This window comes from Subsaxibacter sp. CAU 1640, from assembly GCF_023156585.1.
In the GTDB taxonomy this organism is placed as follows: Bacteria; Bacteroidota; Bacteroidia; order Flavobacteriales; family Flavobacteriaceae; genus JBPOFM01.
The window spans coordinates 242,700-268,201 of sequence record NZ_JALNMI010000001.1 but is presented as its reverse complement, the minus strand read 5'-3'; the positions used below and the strand labels follow the sequence as shown (position 1 = coordinate 268,201).

The window sequence follows — 25,502 nt, the reverse complement described above, 5'->3', positions numbered from 1 at the left end:
AATTTACTAAATACAAAGGGTTATTAAAACCTGGATAACATAAATTATATGAACAAAACGATATTGATCACGGCATCTATTTTAGGGATTTTAGGAATTATTTTAGGTGCTTTCGCTGCCCACGGATTAAAGCAACTTATTACTTCAGAAGCCATTCAGACGTTTGAAACAGGAGTGAAATATCAAATTTACCACGCTTTTTTTCTGTTGATTATTGGAACTTCAAATTATGTTCAAAAGAAGTTCAAAACCATCATTTTTTATCTCACCTTGATCGGAATTATATTTTTTTCTGGGTCTATTTATGGATTGGCAACCAATGATTTGAGCGGCTTTGACTTTAAAACAATAGGATTTATAACTCCAATAGGAGGCTTGCTTCTGATCATAGCTTGGGTGATATTGTTGATAAACTTTTTAAAAATGAAAAAGGATAACAACTAAAATTAGTGTGTACTTTAAAATATTGTTTAATTTTGCACCAATAAACAATACAACATTATTATGGTAGATCATACCCAAACTACGAAATCGATTTCGTTAGAACAATATGGAATTAAAAATGCCAAAGTAAATTACCAACTTTCCCCTGAAGAACTTCACAACATCGCAATCAAAAAAGGTCAAGGCGTTGAGGCCTCGTCTGGTGCCTTGGCAATCAATACTGGCGAGTTTACAGGACGTTCTCCAAAAGATCGTTTTATTGTTAAAGACAGTATCACAGAGGATAAAGTTTGGTGGGGAAATATCAATATTCCTTTTGATTCGGACAAGTTTCAGAAATTATATGATAAAGTTGTGGATTATCTGTCTGGCAAAGAAGTTTATGTGAGAGATAGCTATGCCTGCGCGGATGAAAAATACAAATTGAACATTCGAGTGATTACCGAATATGCTTGGAGCAATCAATTTGCTTATAATATGTTCCTTCGTCCTACAGAAGAAGAACTCGAAAACTTTAAACCAGAGTGGACCATTGTCAATGCTCCAGGGTTTATGGCAAATCCTGAAGTTGATGGTACCCGTCAGCACAATTTTGCGATTTTGGATTTTACCAGAAAGATTGCATTGATTGGAGGAACTGGTTATACTGGTGAAATCAAAAAAGGAATTTTTTCTGCTTTGAATTTCATCCTTCCTGTTTATAAAAACACATTGCCAATGCACTGCAGTGCGAATGTGGGCAAAGATGATGATACAGCTATCTTCTTTGGATTGTCAGGAACTGGAAAGACGACACTTTCTGCCGACCCAAATCGCAAGTTGATTGGTGATGATGAGCACGGCTGGACAGCTGAAAATACGGTTTTTAATTTTGAAGGTGGATGTTATGCGAAAGTCATCAATCTAACAGAAGAAAATGAACCAGATATCTACAACGCCATCAAGAAAGGGGCTATTTTAGAGAACGTGATTATGGATTCTAAAGGTGTCGTCGATTACGAAGATATCTCGATTACACAAAATACACGTGTCAGTTATCCAATAGATCACATTAATAATATTCAAGTGCCATCCATTGGAAAGAATCCAAAGAATATTTTCTTTTTGACGGCTGATGCTTTTGGAGTATTGCCTCCAATCTCAAAATTGACTCCTGGTCAAGCTGCTTATCATTTTATCTCTGGCTATACCGCTAAAGTAGCTGGTACAGAAGCTGGAATTGATGAGCCGACGCCTAATTTTTCAGCTTGTTTTGGTGCACCTTTTATGCCACTGCACCCAACAAAATATGCCGAAATGTTGAGTGCTAAAATGAAAGAAACTGGTGTTAACGTTTGGTTGATCAACACTGGATGGACGGGTGGTGCCTATGGTGTGGGTAGCCGTATCAAGTTGAAATATACCAGAGCCATGATTACCGCAGCACTTAATGGCGATTTAGATGAAGTAAATCCGCAAACTTACAGGACTCATTCTGTCTTCGGGTTGTTGCAGCCGAGAACCTGCCCTGGTGTTCCTACCGAAGTTTTGAGTTCAAGACAAACTTGGAACAATGATGAGGAATATTATAAGACTGCGTACAAATTGTCAGAATCCTTTAGAGAAAACTTCAAGAAGTATGAGGAGTTTGCCAATGAAGAAATTTTGGCTGGCGCACCTAATGTGAAAAGCTAATTATCCTATAGGTTGAAAATAAAAACGCGATTCAAATTGAATCGCGTTTTTTTATGTTTCAAAACCAATTTTTTATTTAGCCTTATTTACTTTTTCTATATATTTTTCCAAAGCCATTGTCATTGAAGGCGTATCAGGCGTTGGCGCAGGAATGTCGCAACGTAAACCGTGTTCTTCGACAGCTTTGCAAGTAGTACTTCCGAAAGCCGCAATGCGCGTATTATTCTGTTTGAAATCTGGAAAATTATGGAATAACGATTCAATTCCTGATGGGCTGAAGAATACTAAAATATCATAGTACACATCAGCCAAATCAGACAAATCACTGATCACAGTTCTGTAGAAAATAGCTTCCTTCCATTTGATTCCCAAAGCGTTCAACGTTGCCGGAACTTCATCCTTTAATTTATCAGTTGTGGGAAGTAAAAAATTCTCGTCTTTATACTTTTTGATTAATGGAGACAAATCTTCAAAACTACGTTTTCCAACATAGATTTTACGCTTTCTGTACACTACATATTTTTGAAGGTAAAAAGCAACTGCTTCCGATTGACAAAAATATTTCATCGTGTCTGGCACCTTAAAGCGCATTTCTTCGGCTACTCTAAAAAAATGATCTACAGAATTTCGGCTCGTAAGGATGATTGCAGTATAGTTATTCAAATCAACTTTCTGTTGTCTGATGTCTTTGGCAGGAACGCCTTCAACATGAATAAATGGTCTGAAATCAATTTTTACTTTTTGCTTTTCCTGAAGATCAAAGTAAGGCGAATTTTCTATTTTAGGTTCTGGTTGAGACACTAAAATTGTTTTCACTTTCATAGGCCGAGGGTCTAGTTTTGCTTAATGATTTGTAATAATTTTATATAAAATCAGATAGGGTCCAATTTCAAGTGCGCAAAGATACAAAATAAAATAGAATAAGTTATTTAATATCAACTTTTGATGATTTTTAAAAGTGGTTATGAGCCCAAGACAATTGACTAAAAGAATGAGTCCTATGCTAATGTAAAGTATCCATTTTGAAGGTGTTACAGCATAGAGCAATAAGGCATTAATTGGTAGCAGTATAAACCCGCTGAAATTCAAGTAGCTGGTTTTTTGAAATAGATATTGGTCAATCAATTTATCAATATCAAAAAGACTTCCTATAAGGCGCTCAAACAATACCTTTATCAGTACCAAGGCAGCTACGCCGAATAGAATTTTCGAAAACAATACGATGTCGAACTGTAAAGGTTCTACAAGGGTTGAATAAGATAAAAATCCAAAAATCGACAAAGAAATGATAAGGTTAAAGAAAAGCAAGCTATCAAAGCCATCAATGAATTTTTGGTCTCTTGAATAGATTTTCAAATATTTTGAATTACCCAGAACTTCTACAAAGTCATTAAACCGAACGGGGAACAGTTGTTTTGACAAAGCAATAGAAAGTAGTCCCAAAACTATGGAAACCGTAAACCATTCATTGTAGATAATCTCTCGTAGCATGGTGGCTAAATTATAAAGAATTTTTGTCTCTTTAACGTTTATTTATGCCTTATCCCATAAAGTTTATACTTTAAAAAAACTTACTTTTGTCAAGTTGTTTTGGCGGCATAGTTCCCAAAGCAAAATATGTTATCCATGCAGGACGCTATAGTCATCATACCAACCTTTAACGAGATTGAGAACATAGAAGCTATTATAAGGGCTGTGTTTGCTCAAGAAAAAATGTTTCATATTCTCGTGGTTGATGATAATTCGCCAGATGGCACAGGTGCCAAAGTAAAAGCATTGCAAGAGGAGTTTGCCGAAAAGCTTTTTATATTGGAACGCCAGCATAAAACAGGTTTAGGAACGGCTTATATCGATGGGTTTAAGTGGTGTTTGAATAGAGATTATCTCTATATTTTTGAAATGGATGCTGATTTTTCTCATGACCCAAACGATTTGATAAAACTATATAATGCCTGTCATATTGATGGTGCAGACATGTCTATAGGTTCTCGATATGTCAAAGGCGTGAATGTGGTAAACTGGCCTATGAGCAGAGTCTTGATGTCTTATGGCGCTTCAAAATATGTGCGTTTTATCACTAGAATGCCCATTTGTGATACAACTGCTGGTTATGTATGTTATAAGAGACAAGTGCTTGAAAGTATCAATTTGAATACTATAAAATTTGTGGGTTACGCATTTCAAATTGAAATGAAGTTTAAGGCATATCTCAAAAAATTCAAAATTGCTGAAGTGCCAGTGATTTTTACAGATAGGAAGAAAGGCAAATCAAAATTGAGTGGAGGCATCATATCTGAAGCAATTTTTGGTGTCGTCACGATGAAATTTAAAAGTTTGATAGGAAAGGAATAACAATGCAAGAGAAAAGAACATTATTGAAAAATGCCAAAATCGTTAACGAAGGCCATATTTTTGAAGGCGATATCCTTATCGAAGGCGATGTCATAAAAGAAGTGGCAGATTCTATAAGTGCAAAGTCTTCGCAAGATGTCATTGTGGACTTGGAAGGCAATTATGTTTTTCCTGGTGTCATTGATGACCAAGTGCATTTTAGAGAGCCTGGGTTGACACATAAAGCAACCATTGAAACAGAATCAAGAGCCGCAGTCGCTGGAGGAATTACCTCATTTATAGAAATGCCTAACACCATTCCGCAAGCAACCACTATAGAGAAGCTCGAGGAAAAATTTGCCATCGCCCAAAAGTCCTCTTTTGCTAATTATTCCTTCATGTTTGGAGGAACAAATGATAATCTAGAAGAAATTTTAAAGGTTGACCCTAAAAAAGTGGCTGGTTTAAAGCTTTTCTTGGGTTCTTCTACAGGAGATATGCTAGTTGATAATCCAAAAACACTAGAAAATATCTTCAGCAAAACCAGACTGCTGATTTCGGCTCACTGCGAAGACGAAGCAACCATCAAAAGGAACATTGAAGCGCATTTGGAAAAATATGGAGAAGATATTCCAATTGAATGTCATCCTATCATCCGCAGTGAGGAAGCTTGCTACATTTCTTCTTCAAAGGCGATTGAACTGGCCAAAAAGACTGGAGCAAGATTGCATGTATTTCATCTTTCAACAGCAAAGGAAACTAAATTGTTTTCAAATAAGGTTCCATTAAAGGACAAGAAGATTACAGCAGAAGTATGTATCCATCATTTGTGGTTTTCTGATGAAGACTATAACTCCAAAGGCACATTCATAAAGTGGAATCCAGCGGTGAAAAAGGCAAAAGATAGAGATGAACTTTGGAAGGCACTTTTGGACGACCGCATTGATGTCATTGCTACTGACCATGCACCACATACGCTTGAAGAAAAGAAAAATACTTACACAAAAGCGCCTTCAGGTGGGCCTTTGGTGCAACATGCCTTGCCAGCAATGCTTGAGATGCATCACAAAGGAAGAATTTCACTCGAGAAAATTGTTGAAAAGATGTGCCACAATCCTGCTATTTTATTTCAGATTGAAAAACGTGGCTATATTAAACCTGGTTACTTTGCTGATCTAGTGGTTGTGGATTTGAATAGTCCTTGGGCCGTTAAAAAGGAAAATATTCTTTATAAATGCGGCTGGTCTCCTTTTGAGGGAGTCACTTTCAAGTCAAGAATAACACATACTTTTGTTAATGGAGCATTGGCATACAAGAACTTTAAGTTTTTGGACGTTAAAGCTGGTAAACGTTTGAATTTTGATAGATGAAAAACACCATTTACATACTAGTGTTGACATTCATGGTTAGTTGTGGCGATTCAGACAGACCTGCAAAGCCGGATAATTTGATACCACAGGAAACAATGTCCAATATCATATATGACGTGTTTTTGTTAAATGCTGCGAAGGGAATCAATAAGCAGGTTTTGGAAAAAAATAATGTGTTACCGCAGGACTACGTTTATAAAAAATACAGTATCGACAGTCTTCAATTTGCATTGAGCAATGAATATTACTCATACGATACTAAAACCTATGAGACTATCATGGATAGAGTAAAATCGAGATTGGAATTTGAAAAGAAGAAGAATGATTCCATTGGTGAGATAGAAAGAAAAACTAAAGATTCATTGGATAGAATTAAAAGATTAATTCCAAAACCAGATTCACTTCCACTAGAAAAACCAAAGTTAAAGCCAAAAGTTTTTGGTCAAGGTGATTAAGATGCTTTGTGATCATCTATGAAATAAGCACATACGTTCTCTATTGAACTGTCAATTGGTTTAAATTTGAAATTTAATGTGTTCTTGATTTTTGAATTATCATAAATGGTTTTGGATAAAGCAGTGTTTGCCATTTGCTTTGAGAGCTTCCTGCGCTTTCCTAAAATTTTATGGTTTAACCAATCGAGCCTCCATCCTAATTGCAAAAGAAAGGTTCCTGCTTCTTTTTGAGCAACTTTCACACCTAAAGCTTTCGCTACTTTACTTTGAAATTCCCTGAATGTCAAGTTTTCAGAAATCACAATAAACGATTCATTTTTGACATCACTTGCCATAAATTGTGTCATAGCCGAAATTACATCATCAACATCTACATATGCTGTGCTTCCACTTGTATAGTATGGAAACCCTTTATAAATCCGATAAATCAAACTTCCACTACCACCATCTTTCCAAAAACCGGGTCCTAAAATAATTCCAGGGTTCACAATCACAGCGTCTACGCCTTCTTGAGTGCCACGCCAAACTTCCATTTCGGCACCATATTTTGTGATGGCATAGACACTATGGTCATCTTCCGGATTCCATGCAGTTTGTTCCGTGATTGGTGTATCAGAATCCAGTTCATGCCCTATAGCTGCTATGGATGACACATAGCAAAGCTTTTCGATATTGTTAGAAATACACAAGTTCACAATGTTTGCAGTACCTTCAATGTTGATTTTTCTTAATTGGTGGTATTTGTCTGGCTCAAAACTCACAAAAGCAGCACAATGGTAAACGTGAATTACATTTTTGAAAGCAATTTCCAGAGCAGGAATGTCATTCAAGTCAGCCTCCATCCACTCGATTCTATTGTAAAGCGTATCAACATCATCTGTATAATAAGCAAAGACTTTTTTAACGCTTTCAAGTTTATGGGCTCTTCTGTAAATGGCTTTCACTGAAGTGTTGTTGCTCGTCAACTTAAAAAGTAAATGAGAACCAACCAAGCCTGTGCCTCCTGTAACTAAAATCATAGGACTAAAATAACTATTTTATCATTAGTAATTGAGCATTGATTTTTATCTTTGGCGAAAATTAATTTCAGATTAAAAAAACATGACAAACGCATTTGTTGAAGAACTACGTTGGAGAGGAATGGTGCATGACATTATGCCTGGCACGGAAGAGCAATTGAATAAGGAAATGACCACTGCCTATATCGGTTTTGACCCAACATCAGATTCGCTTCACATTGGGAGTTTGGTTCCTATAATTTTGTTGGTTCATTTGTATAAAGCTGGCCATAAACCCATTGCTTTAGTAGGAGGAGCTACAGGTATGATTGGTGATCCTTCTGGCAAAAGTGATGAGCGTAATCTGCTAGATGAAGACACATTGAATCGAAATGTTCAAGGTATCAAGAATGTGTTGTCGCGTTATTTGGATTTCAATTCTACAGAAAAGAATGCTCCAATTTTGGTGAATAATTATGATTGGATGAAAGATTTTAGCTTCATCGATTTTGCACGAGATGTAGGGAAACGTATTACTGTAAACTACATGATGGCAAAAGATTCCGTGAAAAAGCGATTTTCTGGTGACGAAGGTAGCGTGGGAATGTCTTTTACTGAATTCACTTACCAATTGATTCAGGGCTATGATTTTTACCATTTATACAAAACCCAAAACTGTTTGTTGCAAATGGGAGGAAGTGATCAATGGGGAAATATCACTACAGGAACTGAATTGGTGCGACGAATGACCGTTGGAGAGGAAGCAAAAGCATATGCCATGACCTGTCCGTTGATTACCAAAGCCGATGGTTCTAAATTTGGTAAGAGTGAAGGTGGCAACATTTGGTTAGATGCAGATAAAACTTCTGTCTATAAATTTTATCAATTTTGGTTGAATACTTCTGATGAAGATGCCGAAAAATACATCAAAATTTTTACCTTTTTGGACAAAGAAATGATTGATAATTTAATTGAAGAACACAAACAGATGCCTCATATGCGTTTACTTCAGAAGCGATTGGCGGAAGAGGTCACGACATTTGTACATTCAAAAGAAGATTTTGAGAATGCAGAAAAAGCTTCTGGCATTTTGTTTAGCAATTCCTTTAAAACGGATATTAAATCTTTGAATGAAGCCACTTTTTTGGATGTCTTTGAAGGTGTTCCGCAAGCTGAAATATCTCGTGAGGAGTTTGGCCAAGGATTGGATATGATAGCAGCATTGTCTGCAAAAACAAATTTTTTAACGTCAAATGGTGAAGCAAGAAGAGCCTTAAAGGAAAATTCCATTTCCGTCAACAAAGAAAAAGTAACAGAGGATTATCAACTTTCTTCGGAAGATTTGATTAATAATCGCTACATCATTATCAATAAAGGGAAGAAAAACACCTACATCATCAAGGTGAATTAAATAAAAACGCCTGACGAAGAAGCCTTCTGTCAGGCGTTAAAAAACCAACCAATCAACTTAAAAACTTTTCTTTTTCAATAGCAAATCAAAAATGTCGATTTCCTATTAAGAGTCAGTTTTTTTGTTGCTATTTCAGTCGGAATAACTTCATTTTGATTACAAAAATTAACAAAGATTTATAATACCATCAGGTTGCAGCCTCTAATGTCTGATGTGTCAAATCTTCCTATAATTTCAAACGACCCATTAGTATAGACTTTACCCAAATCTTGAGTGGCAATAAAGGAGCATGAATTGATATTTGCCAAATCAATAACATTGATGCCGCCAGTTTTGTTTGAAGGCAGAATAGTGAGCGCATCTTCCGTATCTCGCGTAAGGATTTTCATCCATGCTGGGCATTCAAAAACACCATTTCCTTTAGAATAAGCTTGACTCAAAAGTTCGGTCATTCCATATTCGCTATGGATTGTTTCCAAACCGAATCCATCTTTCAAAATAGTGTGAAGTTCATCACGGATCAGTTCTTTTCTTCTTCCTTTCATACCTCCAGTTTCCATCACAACAGTATTTTTCAATTGAAATTGATGATGCTCAACCAAATCCAATAAAGCAAATGATACACCGATGAGCAGTACTTTTTGTCCATCAGTATCCAGATTTATTAAGGTGTCTTTTAATTCAGAAAGATTGTTGAGGTAAAAACCACTTTTCGGATTTTTGGAATCTTTGATAAGTTGATCGACCATGTAAATCAAAGATGAGCCCTCACGCTCCAAATAGGAAGGCAACAAGGCCAAGACCGTGTAATCTTCAATAGGGCCATAGAAATAATCAAAAGCCTTGGAAAAGCTTTCTCTGTAAACTTTCAGGTCAGTTATAAGATGTTTACTTGTAATACTTCCTGTGGTGCCCGAACTACTGAAAACTGTTTCAATTGGGTTTGAATTGCTCACCACTTGGTGACTTTTAAAAAACTGAATTGGTAAAAAGGGAATATCCTCAATTTTAGAAACGTCACTAGGATGGACATATAGCAAATCACAAAAAGAGCGATATACGGCATTATTTTCAAATTGATGTTTGAAGATTTTTAGAGCTACATCTTTAAAATCTTCTGATGTTTGAATACTGAAAATATCACTGTTTTGAATCATCGCAGTAAAGGTAGATAAAATAAAAAAGCGCTGCCAATCAAGGCAACGCTTTTAATATGTATTGTGAGCGACTTTGCTTATTTAATCACTAATTTTTTAGTGATAGTTGCATTGTCTTGAGAAATTTTCATAATGTAAATTCCAGATTTCAAAGACGCCACGTTCAAACGGTTGTTGTTTAATGTTTGATTTAAAACTTGTTTTCCTAATACATCAAAAACAGAAACAGACATTGCAGCAGTGTTAGTGCTTGCAATGTTTACGTATCCTACGGATGTAGGGTTAGGGTAAATTTTGAAATCAGTAATTGAGTTCTCACCTACAGAAAGTGTTGTAGGCGTTACTGAAGCCCAAGTTGTACCAATTCTTAACTCGTCGAACAAAATAGCTGGAGTTTCACCATCAGAATCCTGTCTTAAAATAAAACTGTTTAGTGAAGAAGCAGGAGACGCGTCCACAGCTGTAATAGTAGCAGTTGGAGCTGATCCAGCGCCAAAAGTTCCACTATCAGGATTAATCCAAGCGCTGATGTTACCAGTAGCAATATCATAACTCATTACAGCAAAAATATTTGTTCCTGTTGTATAAGTGCCAGGAGTTACTGTTGGTAGGCCTGTATTTCCAACACCAATATCGAATGTGTTGCCACTTGCATCCGGGTTTGGTCTTACCCATAAGCGGGCATCATATGCAGTATCGCTAGAAGAAATACCAGCAAAATAACCTCCGTCAGTCAAATCGGTCACTGCAGATTGATCGGTAACCGTAAATATGAATGACGCATATACAGTTCCTGAACTTACAGGTGTATATTCTAACACATCATCAATACCGATACCTGCAAAACTAACGTGGTTTCCAGTTCCTGATGAAGATGCCAAACCTGGATAGGTTAATCCTCCAGGGCCTCCAATAAGAATTTCATCACCAGAATTGATGTTTCTCCAATTAGGTTGGTCACCTAAATTTGCTCCAACTGTGTAGTTGAAACCTTCATATAATGGAAGAGTGTTGGCAGGAACACAACTTGGAGATGTTGCAGATGTCATTAAATCACACAAACCGCCATCTCCAATAGAAACAGAGACGTCAGTGCCTTCCGAAATTCCATTAATTGTAATGATTCCATCGGCAATTAGAGAAGGATCATCTCCACCTACAGTACCGACTGAAGGGGTAATGGTGTAAGTAGAAGTTCCACCACCAGTATAAACTATAGAAACTGAATAAGTATCTGTTCCAGCAGTAAATGCATCGCAAGCCGCTGTGGTTGAAATCAAGCTTAAATCACAAACCGCAGCATCATTTTCAGCTCTAAATGTAGGAGCTTTTGTTTCATAGGTGCCATCCATTTTTCTTTGGATTGATTCGGTTGCACTTGCACTATTCGCACTTTCATCATATTGAACTGTTTCACCTAAACCTGTTAAAAGTTCCATATCATCGGCGTCAGCCGTTCCGTAAACTAAGGCATCTACCAATCCAGTAGTGGTTACAGAAGATCCATCTGGAAATGAAGCTGCAGCTGCTTGATAAATTGCAACAGCATCAGCACCGTTTTGAATAAATCCTGAACCACCAGCAGGCAACACAACATCTTGACCTGCGGCTAAACTTTCATTAGCCAATATGAAAAAACCTGCTGCATCAGTAGTTTTTCCAGCTAGATCTATTGTAGCGTAGCTTAAATCATTGCTGCCATTAAAAAACACAACAATATATCCATCCAAAGCAGTATTTGGCGTCCATTTTAACTCAAGAAATTCAGCGGTGTCAGAACCAGGAGTATCGGCGTCAATTTCATTAATAACCAGTTGTCCAAAAGACAATGAGCTAATTAAAAGAGTAAGTAATAAAAAGTAAATTTTCTTCATAATTCTAATATTAAGTTTGTACAAATATATGAATTATAAAGACATAAAAAATGAAGTCATATGTTAATGACAACTCATAACAAAAAAATAACAATCAATTTATTTTACAACCAATTTGCGTGTAGCAGAACTGTTGTTTTCTTTGATTTTGAGGATGTAAATTCCTGAAGTTAATTTGGAGATATTCAATTCTTTTCCAAACAAAGAAGTGGAGAAAACTTTTTTTCCAAGCACATCAAAAATTTCGATCTCTTTTGTGAGATTCTCTTTTGTGGTAATGTAAATTTTACCGTTGCTTACAGGATTTGGGTAAATGTTCAAATCCTCAATGGTTTCCGTTTTGGATGTATTTGGTTCAGCCACTTGCGAGTAGCTGATGTTGGAAGCACTTAAAAAAGCCAACAGGCCGACGATGTATAAGTAATTTTTCATCAAATATTAAGTTCTCTTGTTTAAATGTAATAAATAATCACAAAATATGTACCAAAAAAATGTTAAACCAAACAAGTAATCATTTAAACGCTAGGAAAAACTCATCACAAGGTTACCATATTGTTATGATTGAGTGAGTTGTTATAACTTTTTGTTATTAATTCTATCTTTACATTGTCTAATTTGTTCTAACTTTAAGCAATGAAATGAGCCAAAGTAACAAATCAAAGTAGCACTTGGCAAATTACATCTGTCTTTAAAAAACAAATAAAAATTTACAGATGAAAAAAAGAGAAATTAAGATATTATTGGTCGATGACGAACCAGATATTTTAGAGATAGTAGGATACAACCTTTCTTCAGAAGGCTACAATGTCATCACAGCTGAAAATGGTATTGAAGCCGTAAAAAAAGCCAAAAAAGAAAAGCCTCACCTTATAATCTTGGACGTAATGATGCCAGAAATGGATGGTATTGAAGCATGCGAGCAGATTAGAAAAATCCCAGATTTAAGCGATGTCATCATCACCTTTTTAACAGCAAGAGGCGAGGATTATTCGCAAGTTGCTGGGTTTGATGCTGGTGCAGATGACTATATTACAAAGCCAATTAAACCGAAAGTTCTCGTAAGCAAAGTCAAAGCTTTGTTGAGACGATTAAAAGAAGATGATACGGCAGAATCAGTCATGAAGATTGGATCATTGGTCATCAATAGGGAAGAATACAAGATTTCTCATAAAGGAGAAGAGATTATCTTGCCTCGAAAAGAGTTTGAATTGTTATCTTTGTTGGCTACAAAACCTGGCAAAGTATTCAAGCGAGAAGAAATCCTAGACAAAGTTTGGGGCAATGAAGTGGTTGTTGGTGGACGTACGATTGATGTACATATTAGAAAACTTCGTGAAAAAATCGGCGACAAATGCTTTAAGACCGTCAAGGGTGTTGGGTATAAGTTTGTTGATTAATGCAAAAAAAACTTAAAAAGACTTATAAGTTTGCGATTAAGACATCGCTCTACATCACTATTTGTCTTACGCTCCTATTGAACGTTTTTTTATACGTTGGTAATACCTTCAACTGGTTTGTGGTTTTGGGATTTATCCCTATTTGCTACGCCATTTGTTTCTTTATTATTCAGTATCGCGTTGAGCGATTTATCTACAGAAGAGTCAAAAAAATCTATGATGACCTAACGCTTCTAGAATCAGCCTCTTTGATCAAACAACCAATAACAACAGATATGGCGACTTTGACTCAAGAGATTGACAAGTTTGCCAAAGACAAAAAACTGGAAATAGAAACTTTAAAAGTTAGGGAGGAGTACAGAAAGGAGTTTTTAGGTAATGTGTCGCACGAGTTGAAAACACCTCTATTTACTGTCCAAGGGTATATTTTGACCCTTCTCGACGGTGCCATGGAAGACGAGCGTATTCGTAAAAAGTACCTCGCTAGGGCGAGTAAAGGTGTGGAAAGACTCATCTATATAGTGAAAGATTTGGACATGATTACCAAGCTCGAAGTAGGTGATTTAAGTCTGAAAATTGAAGAATTCGACATTATTGAAGTCATTCAGAGTGTTTTTGATTTGCTCGAGATGAAGGCTGCCAAGAAAAAAATCACATTGATGTTTGATATGGATTATAATACTCCAATATTGGTGAAGGCTGATAAAGAAAGAATTCAGCAAGTTCTGACCAATCTTGTAGTCAACTCCATAAAGTATGGTAAAGAAAAGGGCACTACCGAAGTAAGTATCGAAAACTTAATAAAAAACAAGGTCATTGTGCGTGTGACCGATAATGGTGAAGGCATCTCGAAGGCCAATTTAAAACGTCTTTTTGAGCGATTCTTTAGGGTTGATAAAAGTGGTTCTCGTCGCGAAGGAGGTTCAGGGCTTGGATTGTCTATCGTTAAGCATATTATGGAAGCACATGACGAAAAAATCTATGTTGAGAGCGAACCTAATGTAGGAAGTGAATTTTCATTCACCCTTGAAAAGGTGAAATAATCTTTTAAAATTCACTTCATAATCAAACGTTTCTAGGCCTTTGTGATTTTTCACTTCATCTAATTTCTCGATTTTAAAATGATCTTGTTTACAACTAGGGACAAACCCATCTTCTGTAAGGCGTTTTGCTAAATATTCCTGTTCAAACTGGCCAGGCGTCGGAATGAAGAATGCTTTTTTTCCCAATTTTGCCAAATCCATGATAGTTGTGTATCCAGAACGAGAAAGGATGAGCCTGCTTTCGTTCAATGCCTTTTCAAGTTCTTTTCCCATTAAAAAATTATGAATGGTCATGTTGCCTTCAACCGATTTTTGATGTTCTTTTTCAACAATTCCCTTTACAAAAAGAACCTTTCCAGAGTAATCTTTGAATTCAGTAAGTAGTTTTTTCTCGAGAAGACCTCTTTGAGGTTCAGGTCCAGAAAGTAAAACCATAACATCATAAATCTTTTCGCAATCCAATTTATTAAAGCGGCTCAAAGGACCAATGTATTTTACGCTTTTATGCGATAAATGCGTGTGTCCAAGTTTCCCGCTTAAATTTGGTTCTCCTACATTGTCAGGAACCCAGCATTCATCAAACTTTGTCATTATTTTTTGATGCATTTTCGTACTCAACCATGTGGTGTTTCCGCTTAAAACTTGCAGTTGATGCGTAATGAAAACAGAAGGAACGTGCTTATTGTAAACACCCAAGCGGTTATCGGAGATTATACCTTTGATATTATAGTTTTCAATGATGTCTTTGGTGGCTTTTTTTTCTGCTTTTATGGCATTGATCACCTTCGGAGAATCTTTCAAAAGCTTAAGTTTCAAAAAGCACCCTTTTTTCGAGTATTTGATGTCGTAACCAGGCAACTCAATACACTCTAAATCTGGAAATTCTTTCTTCAGCAACTCCAGCGCAACACCATCACTTGCTATAACAGGCTCAAAATCATTATCTATTAGCGCATTGATAATCGGAATGCATCGCGTGGCATGACCCAAACCCCAATTTAATGGCGCAACCAATATTCGTTTTCCCATACATCTTTTGGGCGTGACCACAAGGGTCGGGCTTTCGGCAGTCGCTTTAAACTATTTTTTTTGAAATAGTTTAAGAGCTTCAACAATGCCTCAATCCCTCACGCAAATTAGAATAACAATCAAAGATACGTATAATAACGCTTTCAAATATTTCCTTAATTTTGCCAAATTATTAATTCTACAGTCAAAATTCAATAATCTAACTCAACATCAGTGGGAAGCAAAAACAAATTAAAGCGTTTCAGGGAAAACGAAACCTTTGGAAACGTGATACAGCCAACTCGAGACGAATTGGTCCATCACCAATTTGATTTAAAAGGGCAATGGAACAAGAGCTTTTTTAAGAATTCAAATCCTTTAGTGTTAGAATTGGGTTGTGGAAAAGGAGAGTACAGCATTGCATTAGCCAAAAGATATCCAAATAAAAATTTTATTGGCATTGATATCAAAGGCGCACGGTTTTGGAGAGGTGCGAAAACTGCAGTAGAAGAGCAAATTGAAAATGTCGCTTTTCTACGCACACAGATTGAATTGATTGATTTGGCTTTTGACGAAAAAGAAGTAGACGAAATTTGGATAACATTTCCCGACCCTCAAATCAAATACAAGAGGACAAAACACCGCATGACCAATTCCGAATTTTTAAAACGATATAAGAAAATTTTAAAGGATGATGGCGTTGTGAATCTAAAAACAGATAGCGAGTTCATGCATGGCTATACGTTAGGGCTATTGCATGGAGAAGGGCATGAGGTGTTGTATGCCAATCATAATGTGTATAGACAAGAAGGTAGTCCAGATGAGGTAACAAGCATTCAAACACATTACGAAGGACTTTATTTAGAGAAAAACAAACCAATTACTTATATTAGATTTAAAATCAAATAGTTTTGAATATAACAGTCCTATTCTTCTTGGGTTTGATTATTGCACTCGTTGGTGTCATTCCTCCTGGACTGTTAAATATGACTGCTGCCAAAATTAGCCTAAAAGAAGGCTACAGTAGAGGCATCATGTTTTCTGCAGGTGTTTGTGTCATTGTATTTCTTCAAACGTATATTGCATCGATGTTTGCAAGGTATCTGAGCAACCATCAAAGCGTTATAGAAGTGTTGCAGCGCGTGGCATTTGTGATTTTTGTCTTGATTGCCATTTATTTTCTTTTGATAGCCAAACCAAACCCAAAGCCTGATATCGATACACCTTCAAAAAGCAAACACAGTCGTTTTTTTCAGGGCATGTTTTTATCAGCTATCAATATTTTCCCGATTCCATATCAAGCTTATATGACCATAACAATTTCGTCTTTCGGATGGATGGAATTTGAACGTACTTCCATTATTTCCTATGTTTCTGGAGCTGCAACAGGTACATTTGTCATGCTTTACGTTTATATTTTCTTCTTTGATAAAATAAAAGGTAAAAACTTCACCTCACAAAAAAATATGAATTACATCATAGGAGCCATCACAGGCATTATCGCAGGCGTTACCTTAATTAATATTTTGATGGAACTGTGATGAAGCAAGAAACTCTCAATTTTTTTGATAAAGTTTATGAGGTTACAAAACTTATTCCATATGGAAGAGTTACGAGTTATGGAGCAATTGCTACCTATCTTGGTGCAGCAAGAAGTGCCAGGATGGTTGGTTATGCTATGAATGGTTCAACAGGAAAAGACGTTCCAGCGCATCGTGTGGTGAACAGAAAAGGTTTGCTAACAGGCAAACATCATTTTGATGGCACTAATTTGATGCAACAATTATTGGAAAGCGAAGGAATCAAGGTTAAAGACAATCAAATTTTGAATTTTGAAAAGGTGTTTTGGGATCCTTTAAAAGAACTATAATTATTTTTTTAAGATTCGTTTAAAATGCTCACCATTAGAGGTGCCAAGTTTCAAAATATAAATTCCAGAAGGTAAATCATCAAGTCTTATTTGTACATCATTTGTCCTTCTGTTTTTATTGGATGTCACTTCACGCCCAAACATATCATAAACGATAATTTTATCTAAAATAAAACTTGATTCAATAGTTATAAGTCCGTTTGTTGGATTTGGGAAGATAGAGATTTCGCCATTGGTATCAACTTCAGGCACACCCAGGTTTCCGCAATTGGAATCTATTGTCAAGCTTGTATAACCATATACATTTGCAAGATATTCTGCAATATATAATTCAGATTCGTCAGCACATATATAATTCAAGTTCGGGCAATTGTCGAACTGTAAATACCAGTTCCCACAGCATCCAGATATATCGGCACCATTCTTAATGTTAATCGATGCAAGCAATGGCATGTTGTCACATACTAAAGCACTTCCATTGGGCAATGTTGTAAAATCAATTGATTCCAACAAAGTATTGCTGCAAAGTAGATAGGAGAAGACGTCACTAGCTCCTAAATTGATTTCCGAGAGAGGGTTATCCGAACACCATAAAGTATAAAGTGTTGGAAAATTTGTAATGTCAATACTTTCAATTTGGTTTCCAATGCAATTAATATTTGTGAGATTTGTAAGGTTTTCTAAACCCACTCCATTTATGGTAGTCAGTTGATTTCCTGCAACATTTAATTGTGTGAGGTTAATGAAAAATTCAATTCCCTCTATAGATGAAATGCTTTGACCTATCATATAGGAACCGAGATTAGTCACCTGTTCGGCTTCAGATACTTGAATTTGATTATCACCATTTGAGTCTATTCCTGCAGCTATTAGAGCATTTTTAAAATTTTGGTCTGGAATATTGATGATTTGGGCCTGTAAACACAAGCAAATAAAAAAGCAAAAATAAAAGAGGCTGTTTTTCATTGTATCAGGAAAATATTGGAGCTTCTAAAATAGGAAAGAATCAGTTGCTTTCAAAGCTTCATGATATAATTAGACATTTATAAGGAATATAAATTCACCCATAAAAAACTAAAATAACCATACTTCTCTCTTCAATCTTTATTAAGTATATTTGCATTTTAGAACAATTCTAAATTTAAGTTAAAGATAGAGATAGAAAATTGAGATTGAAACAGCTGTTTTTATTTCTTCCATATCAATAAAAATGAAGTTACATAAACAAGATATTTTTAAAGCTCTAGAGACCATTTCTGCTCCTGGTGAAGGACAAAATATGGTTGAAAGTGGTGCTGTTACAAATGTTGTTACTTTTGCTGATGAGGTGATTGTGGATATCACTATTTCAAATCCAAGTCTTCAAGCAAAGAAAAAAACCGAGGTTGAAATCATGAAAACCATCCATGATTTGGTGTATGAAAAGGCCAAAGTGAAAGTGAACGTTAAAGTGGAAGCACCTGCAAAACCAGCTACTATTACTATAAAGGGTAAACCAATTCCTGGTATCCAAAATATCGTAGCGGTCGCTTCAGGTAAAGGTGGTGTTGGGAAATCTACAGTCACTGCAAACTTGGCCGCAACATTGGCCAAAATGGGTTTCAAGGTAGGTGTTTTGGATGCTGATATTTATGGACCGTCCATTCCAATCATGTTTGATGTTGAAAATGAACGTCCTTTGGCTGTCACTATAGATGGGAAATCTAAAATGAAACCGATAGAGAACTACGGCGTAAAAGTGCTTTCCATCGGATTTTTTACACAACCTAACCAAGCGGTTGTTTGGCGTGGTCCAATGGCTGCGAAAGCGCTAAACCAGATGATTTTTGATGCACATTGGGGCGAACTTGATTTTATGCTGATAGATTTACCACCAGGAACAGGAGACATTCACTTAAGTATCATGCAATCACTTCCTATTACTGGTGCTGTCGTAGTTAGCACACCTCAAAATGTAGCCTTGGCAGATGCCAAAAAGGGTGTTGCAATGTTTCAACAAGAAAGCATCAACGTTCCGGTATTGGGAATTATAGAAAACATGGCGTATTTTACTCCAGATGAATTGCCGAACAACAAATACTATATTTTCGGCCAAGAAGGTGCCAAAAACCTTGCGGAAGATTTAAACGTACCATTTTTGGGAGAAATTCCGTTGGTTCAGAGTATCAGAGAGGCAGGAGATGTTGGTCGTCCTGCAGCATTGCAGACTGCTACGACGCTCGAGCAAGCCTTTGAAAAATTGACTCAAAATGTGGTGACTCAAGTTGTGAAAAGAAACGATGATTTACCACCTACAGAAGCTATAAAAATCACAACAATCGCTGGATGTTCAGCAGTTAAAAAATAGTTATGACCACAGAAGAATTAAGACTTAATATCGAAAAGGCACTTGATGAGATCCGTCCGTTTTTACAAAGCGATGGTGGCGATATTTCGCTGTTGTCAATTGAAGATGACAAGCTGGTGAAGGTGCAGTTGCAAGGTGCTTGTGTGGGCTGCAGTGTCAATCAAATGACCTTAAAATCTGGTGTAGAGATGACCATCAAGAAATACGCGCCTCAAGTTGAACAGGTTATAAATGTTGTTGCATAATTGGGCGTGACCACAAGGGTCAGGCTCTCGGCAGTCGCTTCCTGCTTGTGGCGGGAGAGCTCCAACAGTGCCTCCATCCTTCACGCAACTGACAATTATCATAAAATAGTTTAAGGAAACCTCATAATTTTGTTTCCATAAAGTTGAATAAAAATTCCTGCCCAGATTCTTGGGCATCAAAATATGATTAAAACTGACATACTCATCATAGGAGCTGGACCAACCGGACTGTTCGCTGTTTTTGAAGCAGGTTTATTAAAATTGAAGTGCCACCTTATAGATGCATTGCCACAACCAGGTGGACAATGTTCAGAAATTTACCCTAAAAAGCCTATTTACGATATACCAGGATTTCCAGAAATTCTGGCGGGCGATTTGACGAATAATCTAATGGAGCAATGCAAGCAGTTTGAGCCTGGATTTACTTTGGGCGAGCGTGCAGATACTATCGAAAAGCAAGAAGACGGCAGCTTTATTGTGACAACCAACAAAGGCACCAAGCATCAAGCTCCTGTAGTCGCCATTGCTGGCGGTTTGGGTAGTTTTGAGCCCAGAAAACCATTGATTGACAATATTGCCTATTTTGAAGATAAGGGTGTAGAATATTTCATTAAAGACCCGGAAATTTACAGAAACAAACGAGTAGTTATTTCAGGAGGAGGTGATTCTGCACTCGACTGGAGTATATTTCTTTCTAATGTAGCTTCCGAAGTGACATTGATTCATAGAAGAAACGAATTTCGAGGTGCATTGGATTCCGTTGAAAAAGTTCAAGAATTAAAAAATCAAGGCAAAATAAAACTGATAACTCCTGCTGAAGTGATCAATGTTGTGGGTCATCATAAAGTTGAAGCTGTGGTAGTCAGTCAATCTGATAAAATTCATATTGATAAAGAATTTGAGATCGATTGCGATCATTTTATTCCGTTGTTCGGATTGTCGCCAAAACTTGGACCAATAGCAAATTGGGGACTTGAAATTGAAAAAAATGCTATCGTGGTCAATAATGCTTTGGATTATCAAACAAATATTCCTGGAATTTTTGCCATTGGTGACGTCAATACGTATCCTGGAAAGCTGAAACTGATACTTTGCGGTTTCCACGAGGCCACATTGATGTGCCAAGCAGCTTATCAAATTATCAATCCAGGAAAGAGATACGTCCTTAAATATACAACGGTAAGTGGTGTAGATGGATTTGATGGTACACGTAAAGAAGCGCCTAAACAGGTTGTAAAATCAATTGATTGATGACTCAAGATATCACAATCAAAATAATAGATAGAAAAGGCAACGCTCATAAAGTATTGGCACCAACAGATATGGCAATGAATCTGATGGAAGTGGTTCGCAGTTATGAGTTGGCTCCAGAAGGAACTATAGGAGTCTGTGGAGGTATGGCTATGTGTGCTTCGTGCCAGTGTTATGTAATGAGTGATACGCTATTACCAGAAATGCAACCTGATGAAGAAGCGATGTTGAGCGAAGCTTTTTATGTGAAAGACAATTCACGTTTGGGTTGTCAAATACACATCACTCCAGAACTTGATGGGCTAGAGGTTGAGTTGGCTCCAGAAAGCTAATCTGTCTTATAATCTATTAATTTTCTCGGCCCTTCAAGCAAAATCCTTACTATTTGCAAAATACCATCATCATTGGTTTCTATTTGCCATTTGATTAGTGAAATTTCTCCTTTTTCAATTTCAATACCTGTAATGCATCTAGGATGAACACAACTTCCATCATTAAAAAAGGCAATATCTCCCGGATTTGGAAAACGAGGCCTGTGTGTATGACCAGTTATAGTTAACAAATTGTTATTATCAATAATCCATTTTTTGGTGCGTCGTTCCACTTTGATCAGTTCCTTATAATTTTTCGCAGGACTTGTAGGGTCAGCAATGCCCATAACATTCAACGGTTTCCATAGAATTCTAACTAAAAATCGACTCCATTTCCAAAAAGTATAGTTCCACCAATCTGCCTGATGGCCGTGAGCCAGAAAAATTTCTTGCTGGGTATTGGCGTGCTTTAAAATCAGGGCCTCATGCATTTCAATACTTGGAAATAGAGGTTTGTCTTCACCTGTGCGTTCGTCAAAATAAGTGAATAGATATTTCTCTACGTATTTTTCGCTTTTATACACCATATCGTGGTTTCCCCAAATACGATATAATCTCTGTTGGTTGTAAAACAATTGCATTAATTCATAAACATTCTTATGAGCTTCAAGAATAGGTTGAAATGCAATATTCTCCCAAAGTTCGTCTCCGTCTCCCAATTCTATATATGTGAAACCTTCCGCATAATAATGTTTAAGTGCATGAAAATAAAGATTACGATTGTTTGCAAAATCATCCGCAAAACTATTGTCGCCGCGATGACAATCACTGAAGAAAATGAATTTGCTCTCATCGTCAAAGCCAATGGTTTTGGCTCCGTGATAGGCTCTATCCAATCTAGTTTTGGAAGACATAAGGTTAGTTTTGTCTAAAATACCAAAACTTACTGTAATTTTGCGGTTGCAATTGGAATTAATCGTTCTACAAACTTTGAGTAGGCCAATTCGGAAGGATGCAAACCATCTGAAGCCACAAGCTCTGGTTGCTCTAGACCGAGTCTTGTGATATCAGTAATATACACATAGGTTATGTCATTTGCTTCACAGTATGATTGAGCAAAATTATTATACTGATCAATCTCTGTTGAAATGGTTTGAGCATTTGAGTTTCCCTGTCCAAATGGTGTATAAGCATAGTCTGGTATTGACACTACAATAACTCGATTTTTATCTCCATTTGCAGCCTCAATCGCTTTATCAACTAATGTTGGAAATTCAGTTTCGTAAAGTGAGAATGGCTTACCTTGATATTGATTATTGACTCCGATTAATAAAGTAACCAAATCAAAATCAGTGTCAGGATTCTGTTGAGCTACAGCATTTAACAAATTTGTGGTAGTCCATCCTGTCGTAGCGATTATTTCTAAAGTGAATTCTGTGTTGGTAAAGCTGTTAGTCAAACTATCTTTTAATTGAGCAGGAAATCGACAAGTTTCGCAAACGCTTTGTCCAATAGTATAACTATCTCCTAATGATAAAATTTTTAATGTTGTTGAATCTGTACCTGTAGTATCTACTTCTTCGCCACTATTCATATGATTATCTGGCATAATGGAAGATTCCAAATTGTTATGCCTACATGCCCCAAAAGTTACACCGCTAATTATTAGTGCAAAAATTATCCTTTTCATAAATCTATTTTATTGCTTTACATTTAAATATACGATTAATAATCTGTAATAGTTTTAATAAAAAAACGCTTCTATGATAGAAGCGTTAAATTGATATGAATTGCAAGAAAGAGATTATTTAAACGCATTCAAGCCAGTAATATCCAATCCTGTAATAAGTAAATGTATGTCGTGTGTACCTTCATAGGTAATCACACTTTCTAGATTCATTGAATGGCGCATAATACTGTATTCCCCTGTGATTCCCATTCCTCCTAACATTTGTCTTGCTTCACGGGCAATGTTGATGGCCATATCTACATTGTTACGTTTGGCCATTGATATTTGGGCGGAAGTGGCTTTGCCTTCATTCCTTAAAACTCCTAAACGCCAAGTCAAAAGTTGTGCCTTTGTGATTTCAGTAATCATCTCGGCCAATTTTTTCTGTTGCAACTGAAACTGACCTATCGGTTTTCCAAACTGCATGCGCTCCTTGCTGTATCTCAAAGCGGTATCGTAGCAATCCATCGCAGCACCTATAGCTCCCCAAGCTATTCCGTAGCGAGCAGAGTCCAAGCATCCAAGAGGTGCTCCTAGACCAGATTTGTTTGGCAATAAATTTTCCTTTGGAACTTTGACATTATCAAAAATCAATTCACCTGTTGCAGACGCTCTCAACGACCATTTGTTGTGTGTTTCTGGTGTCGAAAAACCTTCCATGCCACGTTCAACAATCAATCCATGGATTCGACCTTCTTCATCTTTCGCCCAAACTACTGCTACTTGCGCAAAAGGAGCATTGCTGATCCACATTTTGGCACCATTTAAAAGATAATGGTCGCCCTTATCCTTAAAATTGGTCACCATTCCACCCGGATTACTCCCATGATCTGGTTCTGTTAAGCCGAAACAACCCATCCATTCTCCTGAAGCCAGTTTTGGTAAGTATTTCTTGCGTTGCTCCTCGTTTCCATATTTCCAGATAGGATACATTACCAAAGATGATTGAACAGAAGCCGTACTTCTCACGCCAGAATCACCTCGCTCTATTTCTTGCATGATGAGACCGTAAGATATTTGGTCTAGGCCAGCACCTCCATATTCTACAGGGATATAAGGTCCAAAAGCGCCAATTTCCGCCAATCCATTTATGATTTGTGAAGGAAATTCTGCTTTTTGGGCATAGTCTTCAATAATTGGAGATACTTCACGCTTCACCCAACTTCTGGCAGCGTCTCTTACTAGTTTATGTTCTTCAGTTAAAAGCTCATCAAGATTGTAGTAATCTGGAGCTTCAAATAAATCTGGTTTCATCCGTAGAAAGTTATTTATAATGAATTGCAAAAGTAACGAAATCGTTTTCAGAACACAATTTAATCCCTACATTTTGACATAGAAATCCTTCGTAAGACGAATGTATGCGTCAGTATATTTGTGCCTTTCGGTTTCTATAATCAATTCATTTGGGTCAATGGCCATTTCTTCAAATGAAAATTGAAGTAAACTTCGTTTAATTTCACTTGTAGGAGCTCCTTTGACCCTCAAAATTTTACTGGGAAACAAATGTTCTTTGGACGCCAGTGCAATGAAATTTTTTTCTTCTGAAAAGGGAATGACTACCGAAAAAGTTCCTTGATGTGAAAGCAATTTGGAAACACTTTCAATCAAATGCCTGAACGGAAGCGCATCAACAAACCTTGCTAAATCGCGCTGTTGATTATCACTTTTATAGCTGTCTGAATAGAAAGGTGGATTTGAAATGATGAGGTCATACTTTTCTTCAATTTCAGCCACAAATTCTTGCAGAGAGGCATGATAGCAAAAAAGCCTATCACTCCAAGGTGATTGTTCAAAATTCTCGACACATTGCTCATAAGCTTCATCATCAATTTCAATCGCGTCAATAAGTTCGGCACCACTTCGTTGAGCTAACATTAATGCCAAAACACCCGTTCCAGCTCCAATGTCCAAAATACTTTGAGGATTCTTGTCAATGGAAGTCCAAGCACCTAGCAATACAGAATCTGTACCAATCTTCATGGCACATCGGTCTTGATGTACTTCAAACTCCTTAAATTGAAACGACTTGTTCATGGCATTAAAATTTAACCAAGGTACAAATCAATCAATCCTTCAGGTGTGTCTACAGTGATGACCTTTTTTTTCTTATCTACTTTCTTGATAAAATCATCATTCATAGGAATCAATATCTCTGTACCATCTCTATCAATCTCAAAAAGTGATTGCGATGTAGAATCATTGATAGATTTTATAATGCCAACGGTACCAAAGTTGACATCTTCCACTTGAAATCCGATGATTTCATGAAAATAAAATTTATCATCTTCCAATTTTGGTAGAAATTCCAACGGAAGGTACAAGTCTGATTTCAAAATGGCATCTGCATCTTGTTCTGAATCTACATCTTCAAATTTCACCCGAAGCAGTTCAGATTTATGGAATTTTGAAGATTCAATAAAGAATGGAACTAAATTCCCACGTAGCTCGAGGAATACTGATTCCAAGTTGTCGTATATCTCCGGCTCGTCGGTGTCGAGCTTTATCAAAACCTCTCCCTTAAAGCTATACTTTTTTACAATCTTTCCTAGATAAAAGCAATCTTCTTTATTCATATGTCTTGAAATAA

28 protein-coding genes are annotated in these 25,502 nt (G+C 36.7%); 15 read left to right on the top strand and 13 right to left on the bottom strand.

What is annotated here, in order from left to right; translation table 11 throughout:
* Window positions 1-48 precede the first annotated feature (48 nt).
* Both M0G43_RS01120 and pckA read left to right on the top strand, forming a co-directional pair.
* Window positions 49-444 (top strand): DUF423 domain-containing protein, encoded by a 396-nt coding sequence (locus tag M0G43_RS01120; protein ID WP_248022656.1) that lies wholly within the window; start codon window positions 49-51, stop codon window positions 442-444.
* A 60-nt stretch (window positions 445-504) separates the two neighbouring features.
* Window positions 505-2,118, top strand: coding sequence for a phosphoenolpyruvate carboxykinase (ATP) (gene pckA / locus M0G43_RS01115; protein WP_248022654.1), 1,614 nt, complete (start codon window positions 505-507; stop codon window positions 2,116-2,118).
* Between the two features lie 72 nt (window positions 2,119-2,190).
* On the opposite strand, the gene M0G43_RS01110 is transcribed toward pckA, so the two are convergent.
* A complete protein-coding gene (locus M0G43_RS01110) occupies window positions 2,191-2,940 on the bottom strand; it encodes a uroporphyrinogen-III synthase (RefSeq protein WP_248022653.1) in 750 nt (249 codons plus the stop codon).
* 21 nt (window positions 2,941-2,961) lie between these two features.
* Window positions 2,962-3,609 carry a DUF4271 domain-containing protein gene (locus tag M0G43_RS01105; RefSeq protein ID WP_248022652.1) on the bottom strand — a complete coding sequence of 216 codons (648 nt, stop codon included), beginning with the start codon at window positions 3,607-3,609 and terminating at the stop codon, window positions 2,962-2,964.
* 135 nt (window positions 3,610-3,744) lie between these two features.
* Here M0G43_RS01105 and M0G43_RS01100 point away from each other — a divergent pair, with 135 nt between their 5' ends.
* Genes M0G43_RS01100 through M0G43_RS01090 form a run of 3 tightly spaced genes read left to right on the top strand, consistent with a single transcriptional unit; the run spans window position 3,745 to window position 6,274 of the window.
* A complete protein-coding gene (locus M0G43_RS01100; RefSeq protein ID WP_248022651.1) occupies window positions 3,745-4,470 on the top strand; it encodes a polyprenol monophosphomannose synthase in 726 nt (241 codons plus the stop codon).
* A gap of 2 nt (window positions 4,471-4,472) precedes the next feature.
* Window positions 4,473-5,819 (top strand): dihydroorotase, encoded by a 1,347-nt coding sequence (locus tag M0G43_RS01095; protein WP_248022650.1) that lies wholly within the window; start codon window positions 4,473-4,475, stop codon window positions 5,817-5,819.
* Complete coding sequence (locus M0G43_RS01090; RefSeq protein WP_248022649.1) at window positions 5,816-6,274, top strand: DUF4296 domain-containing protein; 459 nt, start codon at window positions 5,816-5,818, stop codon at window positions 6,272-6,274. Before M0G43_RS01095 ends, M0G43_RS01090 begins: the two co-directional genes overlap by 4 nt.
* Here the strand turns inward: M0G43_RS01090 and M0G43_RS01085 are convergent.
* Entirely contained in the window at window positions 6,271-7,293 is a 1,023-nt protein-coding gene (locus M0G43_RS01085) for an NAD-dependent epimerase/dehydratase family protein (protein WP_248022648.1), read from the bottom strand. The two genes, M0G43_RS01090 and M0G43_RS01085, sit on opposite strands and share 4 nt — an antisense overlap.
* A gap of 82 nt (window positions 7,294-7,375) precedes the next feature.
* Between M0G43_RS01085 and tyrS the strand changes: the two genes are divergently transcribed.
* Window positions 7,376-8,683, top strand: coding sequence for a tyrosine--tRNA ligase (gene tyrS / locus M0G43_RS01080; RefSeq protein WP_248022647.1), 1,308 nt, complete (start codon window positions 7,376-7,378; stop codon window positions 8,681-8,683).
* 176 nt (window positions 8,684-8,859) lie between these two features.
* Here the strand turns inward: tyrS and M0G43_RS01075 are convergent, their stop codons facing one another.
* The 3 genes from M0G43_RS01075 to M0G43_RS01065 form a co-directional block, all read right to left on the bottom strand.
* Window positions 8,860-9,840: an acyl transferase gene (locus M0G43_RS01075; RefSeq protein ID WP_248022646.1), complete on the bottom strand. Its 981-nt coding sequence runs from the start codon at window positions 9,838-9,840 to the stop codon at window positions 8,860-8,862.
* Window positions 9,841-9,917: 77 nt separating this feature from the next.
* Complete coding sequence (locus M0G43_RS01070; protein ID WP_248022645.1) at window positions 9,918-11,714, bottom strand: T9SS type A sorting domain-containing protein; 1,797 nt, start codon at window positions 11,712-11,714, stop codon at window positions 9,918-9,920.
* Window positions 11,715-11,813: 99 nt separating this feature from the next.
* Window positions 11,814-12,146 carry a T9SS type A sorting domain-containing protein gene (locus M0G43_RS01065; RefSeq protein ID WP_317231403.1) on the bottom strand — a complete coding sequence of 111 codons (333 nt, stop codon included), beginning with the start codon at window positions 12,144-12,146 and terminating at the stop codon, window positions 11,814-11,816.
* A gap of 281 nt (window positions 12,147-12,427) precedes the next feature.
* On the opposite strand from M0G43_RS01065, the gene M0G43_RS01060 reads away from it, so the two are divergent.
* Both M0G43_RS01060 and M0G43_RS01055 read left to right on the top strand, forming a co-directional pair.
* Window positions 12,428-13,111: a response regulator transcription factor gene (locus tag M0G43_RS01060; RefSeq protein ID WP_248022643.1), complete on the top strand. Its 684-nt coding sequence runs from the start codon at window positions 12,428-12,430 to the stop codon at window positions 13,109-13,111.
* A complete protein-coding gene (locus M0G43_RS01055) occupies window positions 13,111-14,154 on the top strand; it encodes an ATP-binding protein (RefSeq protein WP_248022642.1) in 1,044 nt (347 codons plus the stop codon). The genes M0G43_RS01060 and M0G43_RS01055 overlap by 1 nt, the downstream gene beginning before the upstream one ends.
* Here the strand turns inward: M0G43_RS01055 and M0G43_RS01050 are convergent.
* Window positions 14,128-15,183, bottom strand: a complete 1,056-nt coding sequence (locus M0G43_RS01050) for a glycosyltransferase (protein ID WP_248022641.1) — start codon at window positions 15,181-15,183, stop codon at window positions 14,128-14,130. The two genes, M0G43_RS01055 and M0G43_RS01050, sit on opposite strands and share 27 nt — an antisense overlap.
* Before the next feature lie 213 nt (window positions 15,184-15,396).
* Between M0G43_RS01050 and trmB the strand changes: the two genes are divergently transcribed.
* From trmB to M0G43_RS01035, 3 genes are read left to right on the top strand one after another with little or no spacing between them, the layout of a single operon-like run.
* The gene (trmB, locus tag M0G43_RS01045) at window positions 15,397-16,071 is read left to right on the top strand and encodes a tRNA (guanosine(46)-N7)-methyltransferase TrmB (RefSeq protein ID WP_248022640.1); all 675 of its coding nucleotides are present in this window, start codon (window positions 15,397-15,399) and stop codon (window positions 16,069-16,071) included.
* A gap of 2 nt (window positions 16,072-16,073) precedes the next feature.
* Window positions 16,074-16,703 (top strand): LysE family transporter, encoded by a 630-nt coding sequence (locus M0G43_RS01040; protein ID WP_248022639.1) that lies wholly within the window; start codon window positions 16,074-16,076, stop codon window positions 16,701-16,703.
* Complete coding sequence (locus M0G43_RS01035) at window positions 16,703-17,032, top strand: MGMT family protein (RefSeq protein ID WP_248022638.1); 330 nt, start codon at window positions 16,703-16,705, stop codon at window positions 17,030-17,032. The genes M0G43_RS01040 and M0G43_RS01035 overlap by 1 nt, the downstream gene beginning before the upstream one ends.
* Here M0G43_RS01035 and M0G43_RS01030 read toward each other — a convergent pair whose 3' ends face one another.
* Window positions 17,033-17,998 carry a T9SS type A sorting domain-containing protein gene (locus M0G43_RS01030; RefSeq protein ID WP_248022637.1) on the bottom strand — a complete coding sequence of 322 codons (966 nt, stop codon included), beginning with the start codon at window positions 17,996-17,998 and terminating at the stop codon, window positions 17,033-17,035.
* Window positions 17,999-18,242: 244 nt separating this feature from the next.
* Here M0G43_RS01030 and M0G43_RS01025 point away from each other — a divergent pair, with 244 nt between their 5' ends.
* The 4 genes from M0G43_RS01025 to M0G43_RS01010 all read left to right on the top strand — a co-directional run bounded on the left by M0G43_RS01025 (window position 18,243) and on the right by M0G43_RS01010 (window position 21,207).
* Entirely contained in the window at window positions 18,243-19,379 is a 1,137-nt protein-coding gene (locus M0G43_RS01025) for an Mrp/NBP35 family ATP-binding protein (protein WP_248022636.1), read from the top strand.
* A 2-nt stretch (window positions 19,380-19,381) separates the two neighbouring features.
* Window positions 19,382-19,624, top strand: coding sequence for a NifU family protein (locus tag M0G43_RS01020; protein ID WP_248022635.1), 243 nt, complete (start codon window positions 19,382-19,384; stop codon window positions 19,622-19,624).
* Between the two features lie 183 nt (window positions 19,625-19,807).
* The gene (locus M0G43_RS01015; RefSeq protein WP_248022634.1) at window positions 19,808-20,875 is read left to right on the top strand and encodes an NAD(P)/FAD-dependent oxidoreductase; all 1,068 of its coding nucleotides are present in this window, start codon (window positions 19,808-19,810) and stop codon (window positions 20,873-20,875) included.
* Window positions 20,875-21,207, top strand: coding sequence for a 2Fe-2S iron-sulfur cluster-binding protein (locus M0G43_RS01010; RefSeq protein ID WP_248022633.1), 333 nt, complete (start codon window positions 20,875-20,877; stop codon window positions 21,205-21,207). Before M0G43_RS01015 ends, M0G43_RS01010 begins: the two co-directional genes overlap by 1 nt.
* On the opposite strand, the gene M0G43_RS01005 is transcribed toward M0G43_RS01010, so the two are convergent.
* The 5 genes from M0G43_RS01005 to rimM all read right to left on the bottom strand — a co-directional run bounded on the left by M0G43_RS01005 (window position 21,204) and on the right by rimM (window position 25,488).
* The gene (locus M0G43_RS01005; RefSeq protein WP_248022632.1) at window positions 21,204-22,100 is read right to left on the bottom strand and encodes a metallophosphoesterase; all 897 of its coding nucleotides are present in this window, start codon (window positions 22,098-22,100) and stop codon (window positions 21,204-21,206) included. The genes M0G43_RS01010 and M0G43_RS01005 overlap by 4 nt on opposite strands.
* A 29-nt stretch (window positions 22,101-22,129) precedes the next feature.
* A complete protein-coding gene (locus tag M0G43_RS01000) occupies window positions 22,130-22,876 on the bottom strand; it encodes an SGNH/GDSL hydrolase family protein (RefSeq protein ID WP_411039830.1) in 747 nt (248 codons plus the stop codon).
* A gap of 114 nt (window positions 22,877-22,990) precedes the next feature.
* Window positions 22,991-24,169 (bottom strand): acyl-CoA dehydrogenase family protein, encoded by a 1,179-nt coding sequence (locus tag M0G43_RS00995; RefSeq protein ID WP_248022631.1) that lies wholly within the window; start codon window positions 24,167-24,169, stop codon window positions 22,991-22,993.
* Between the two features lie 66 nt (window positions 24,170-24,235).
* The gene (locus tag M0G43_RS00990) at window positions 24,236-24,949 is read right to left on the bottom strand and encodes a tRNA1(Val) (adenine(37)-N6)-methyltransferase (protein ID WP_248022630.1); all 714 of its coding nucleotides are present in this window, start codon (window positions 24,947-24,949) and stop codon (window positions 24,236-24,238) included.
* Between the two features lie 11 nt (window positions 24,950-24,960).
* Window positions 24,961-25,488, bottom strand: coding sequence for a ribosome maturation factor RimM (gene rimM, locus M0G43_RS00985; protein WP_248022629.1), 528 nt, complete (start codon window positions 25,486-25,488; stop codon window positions 24,961-24,963).
* Between the last annotated feature and the right edge of the window lie 14 nt (window positions 25,489-25,502).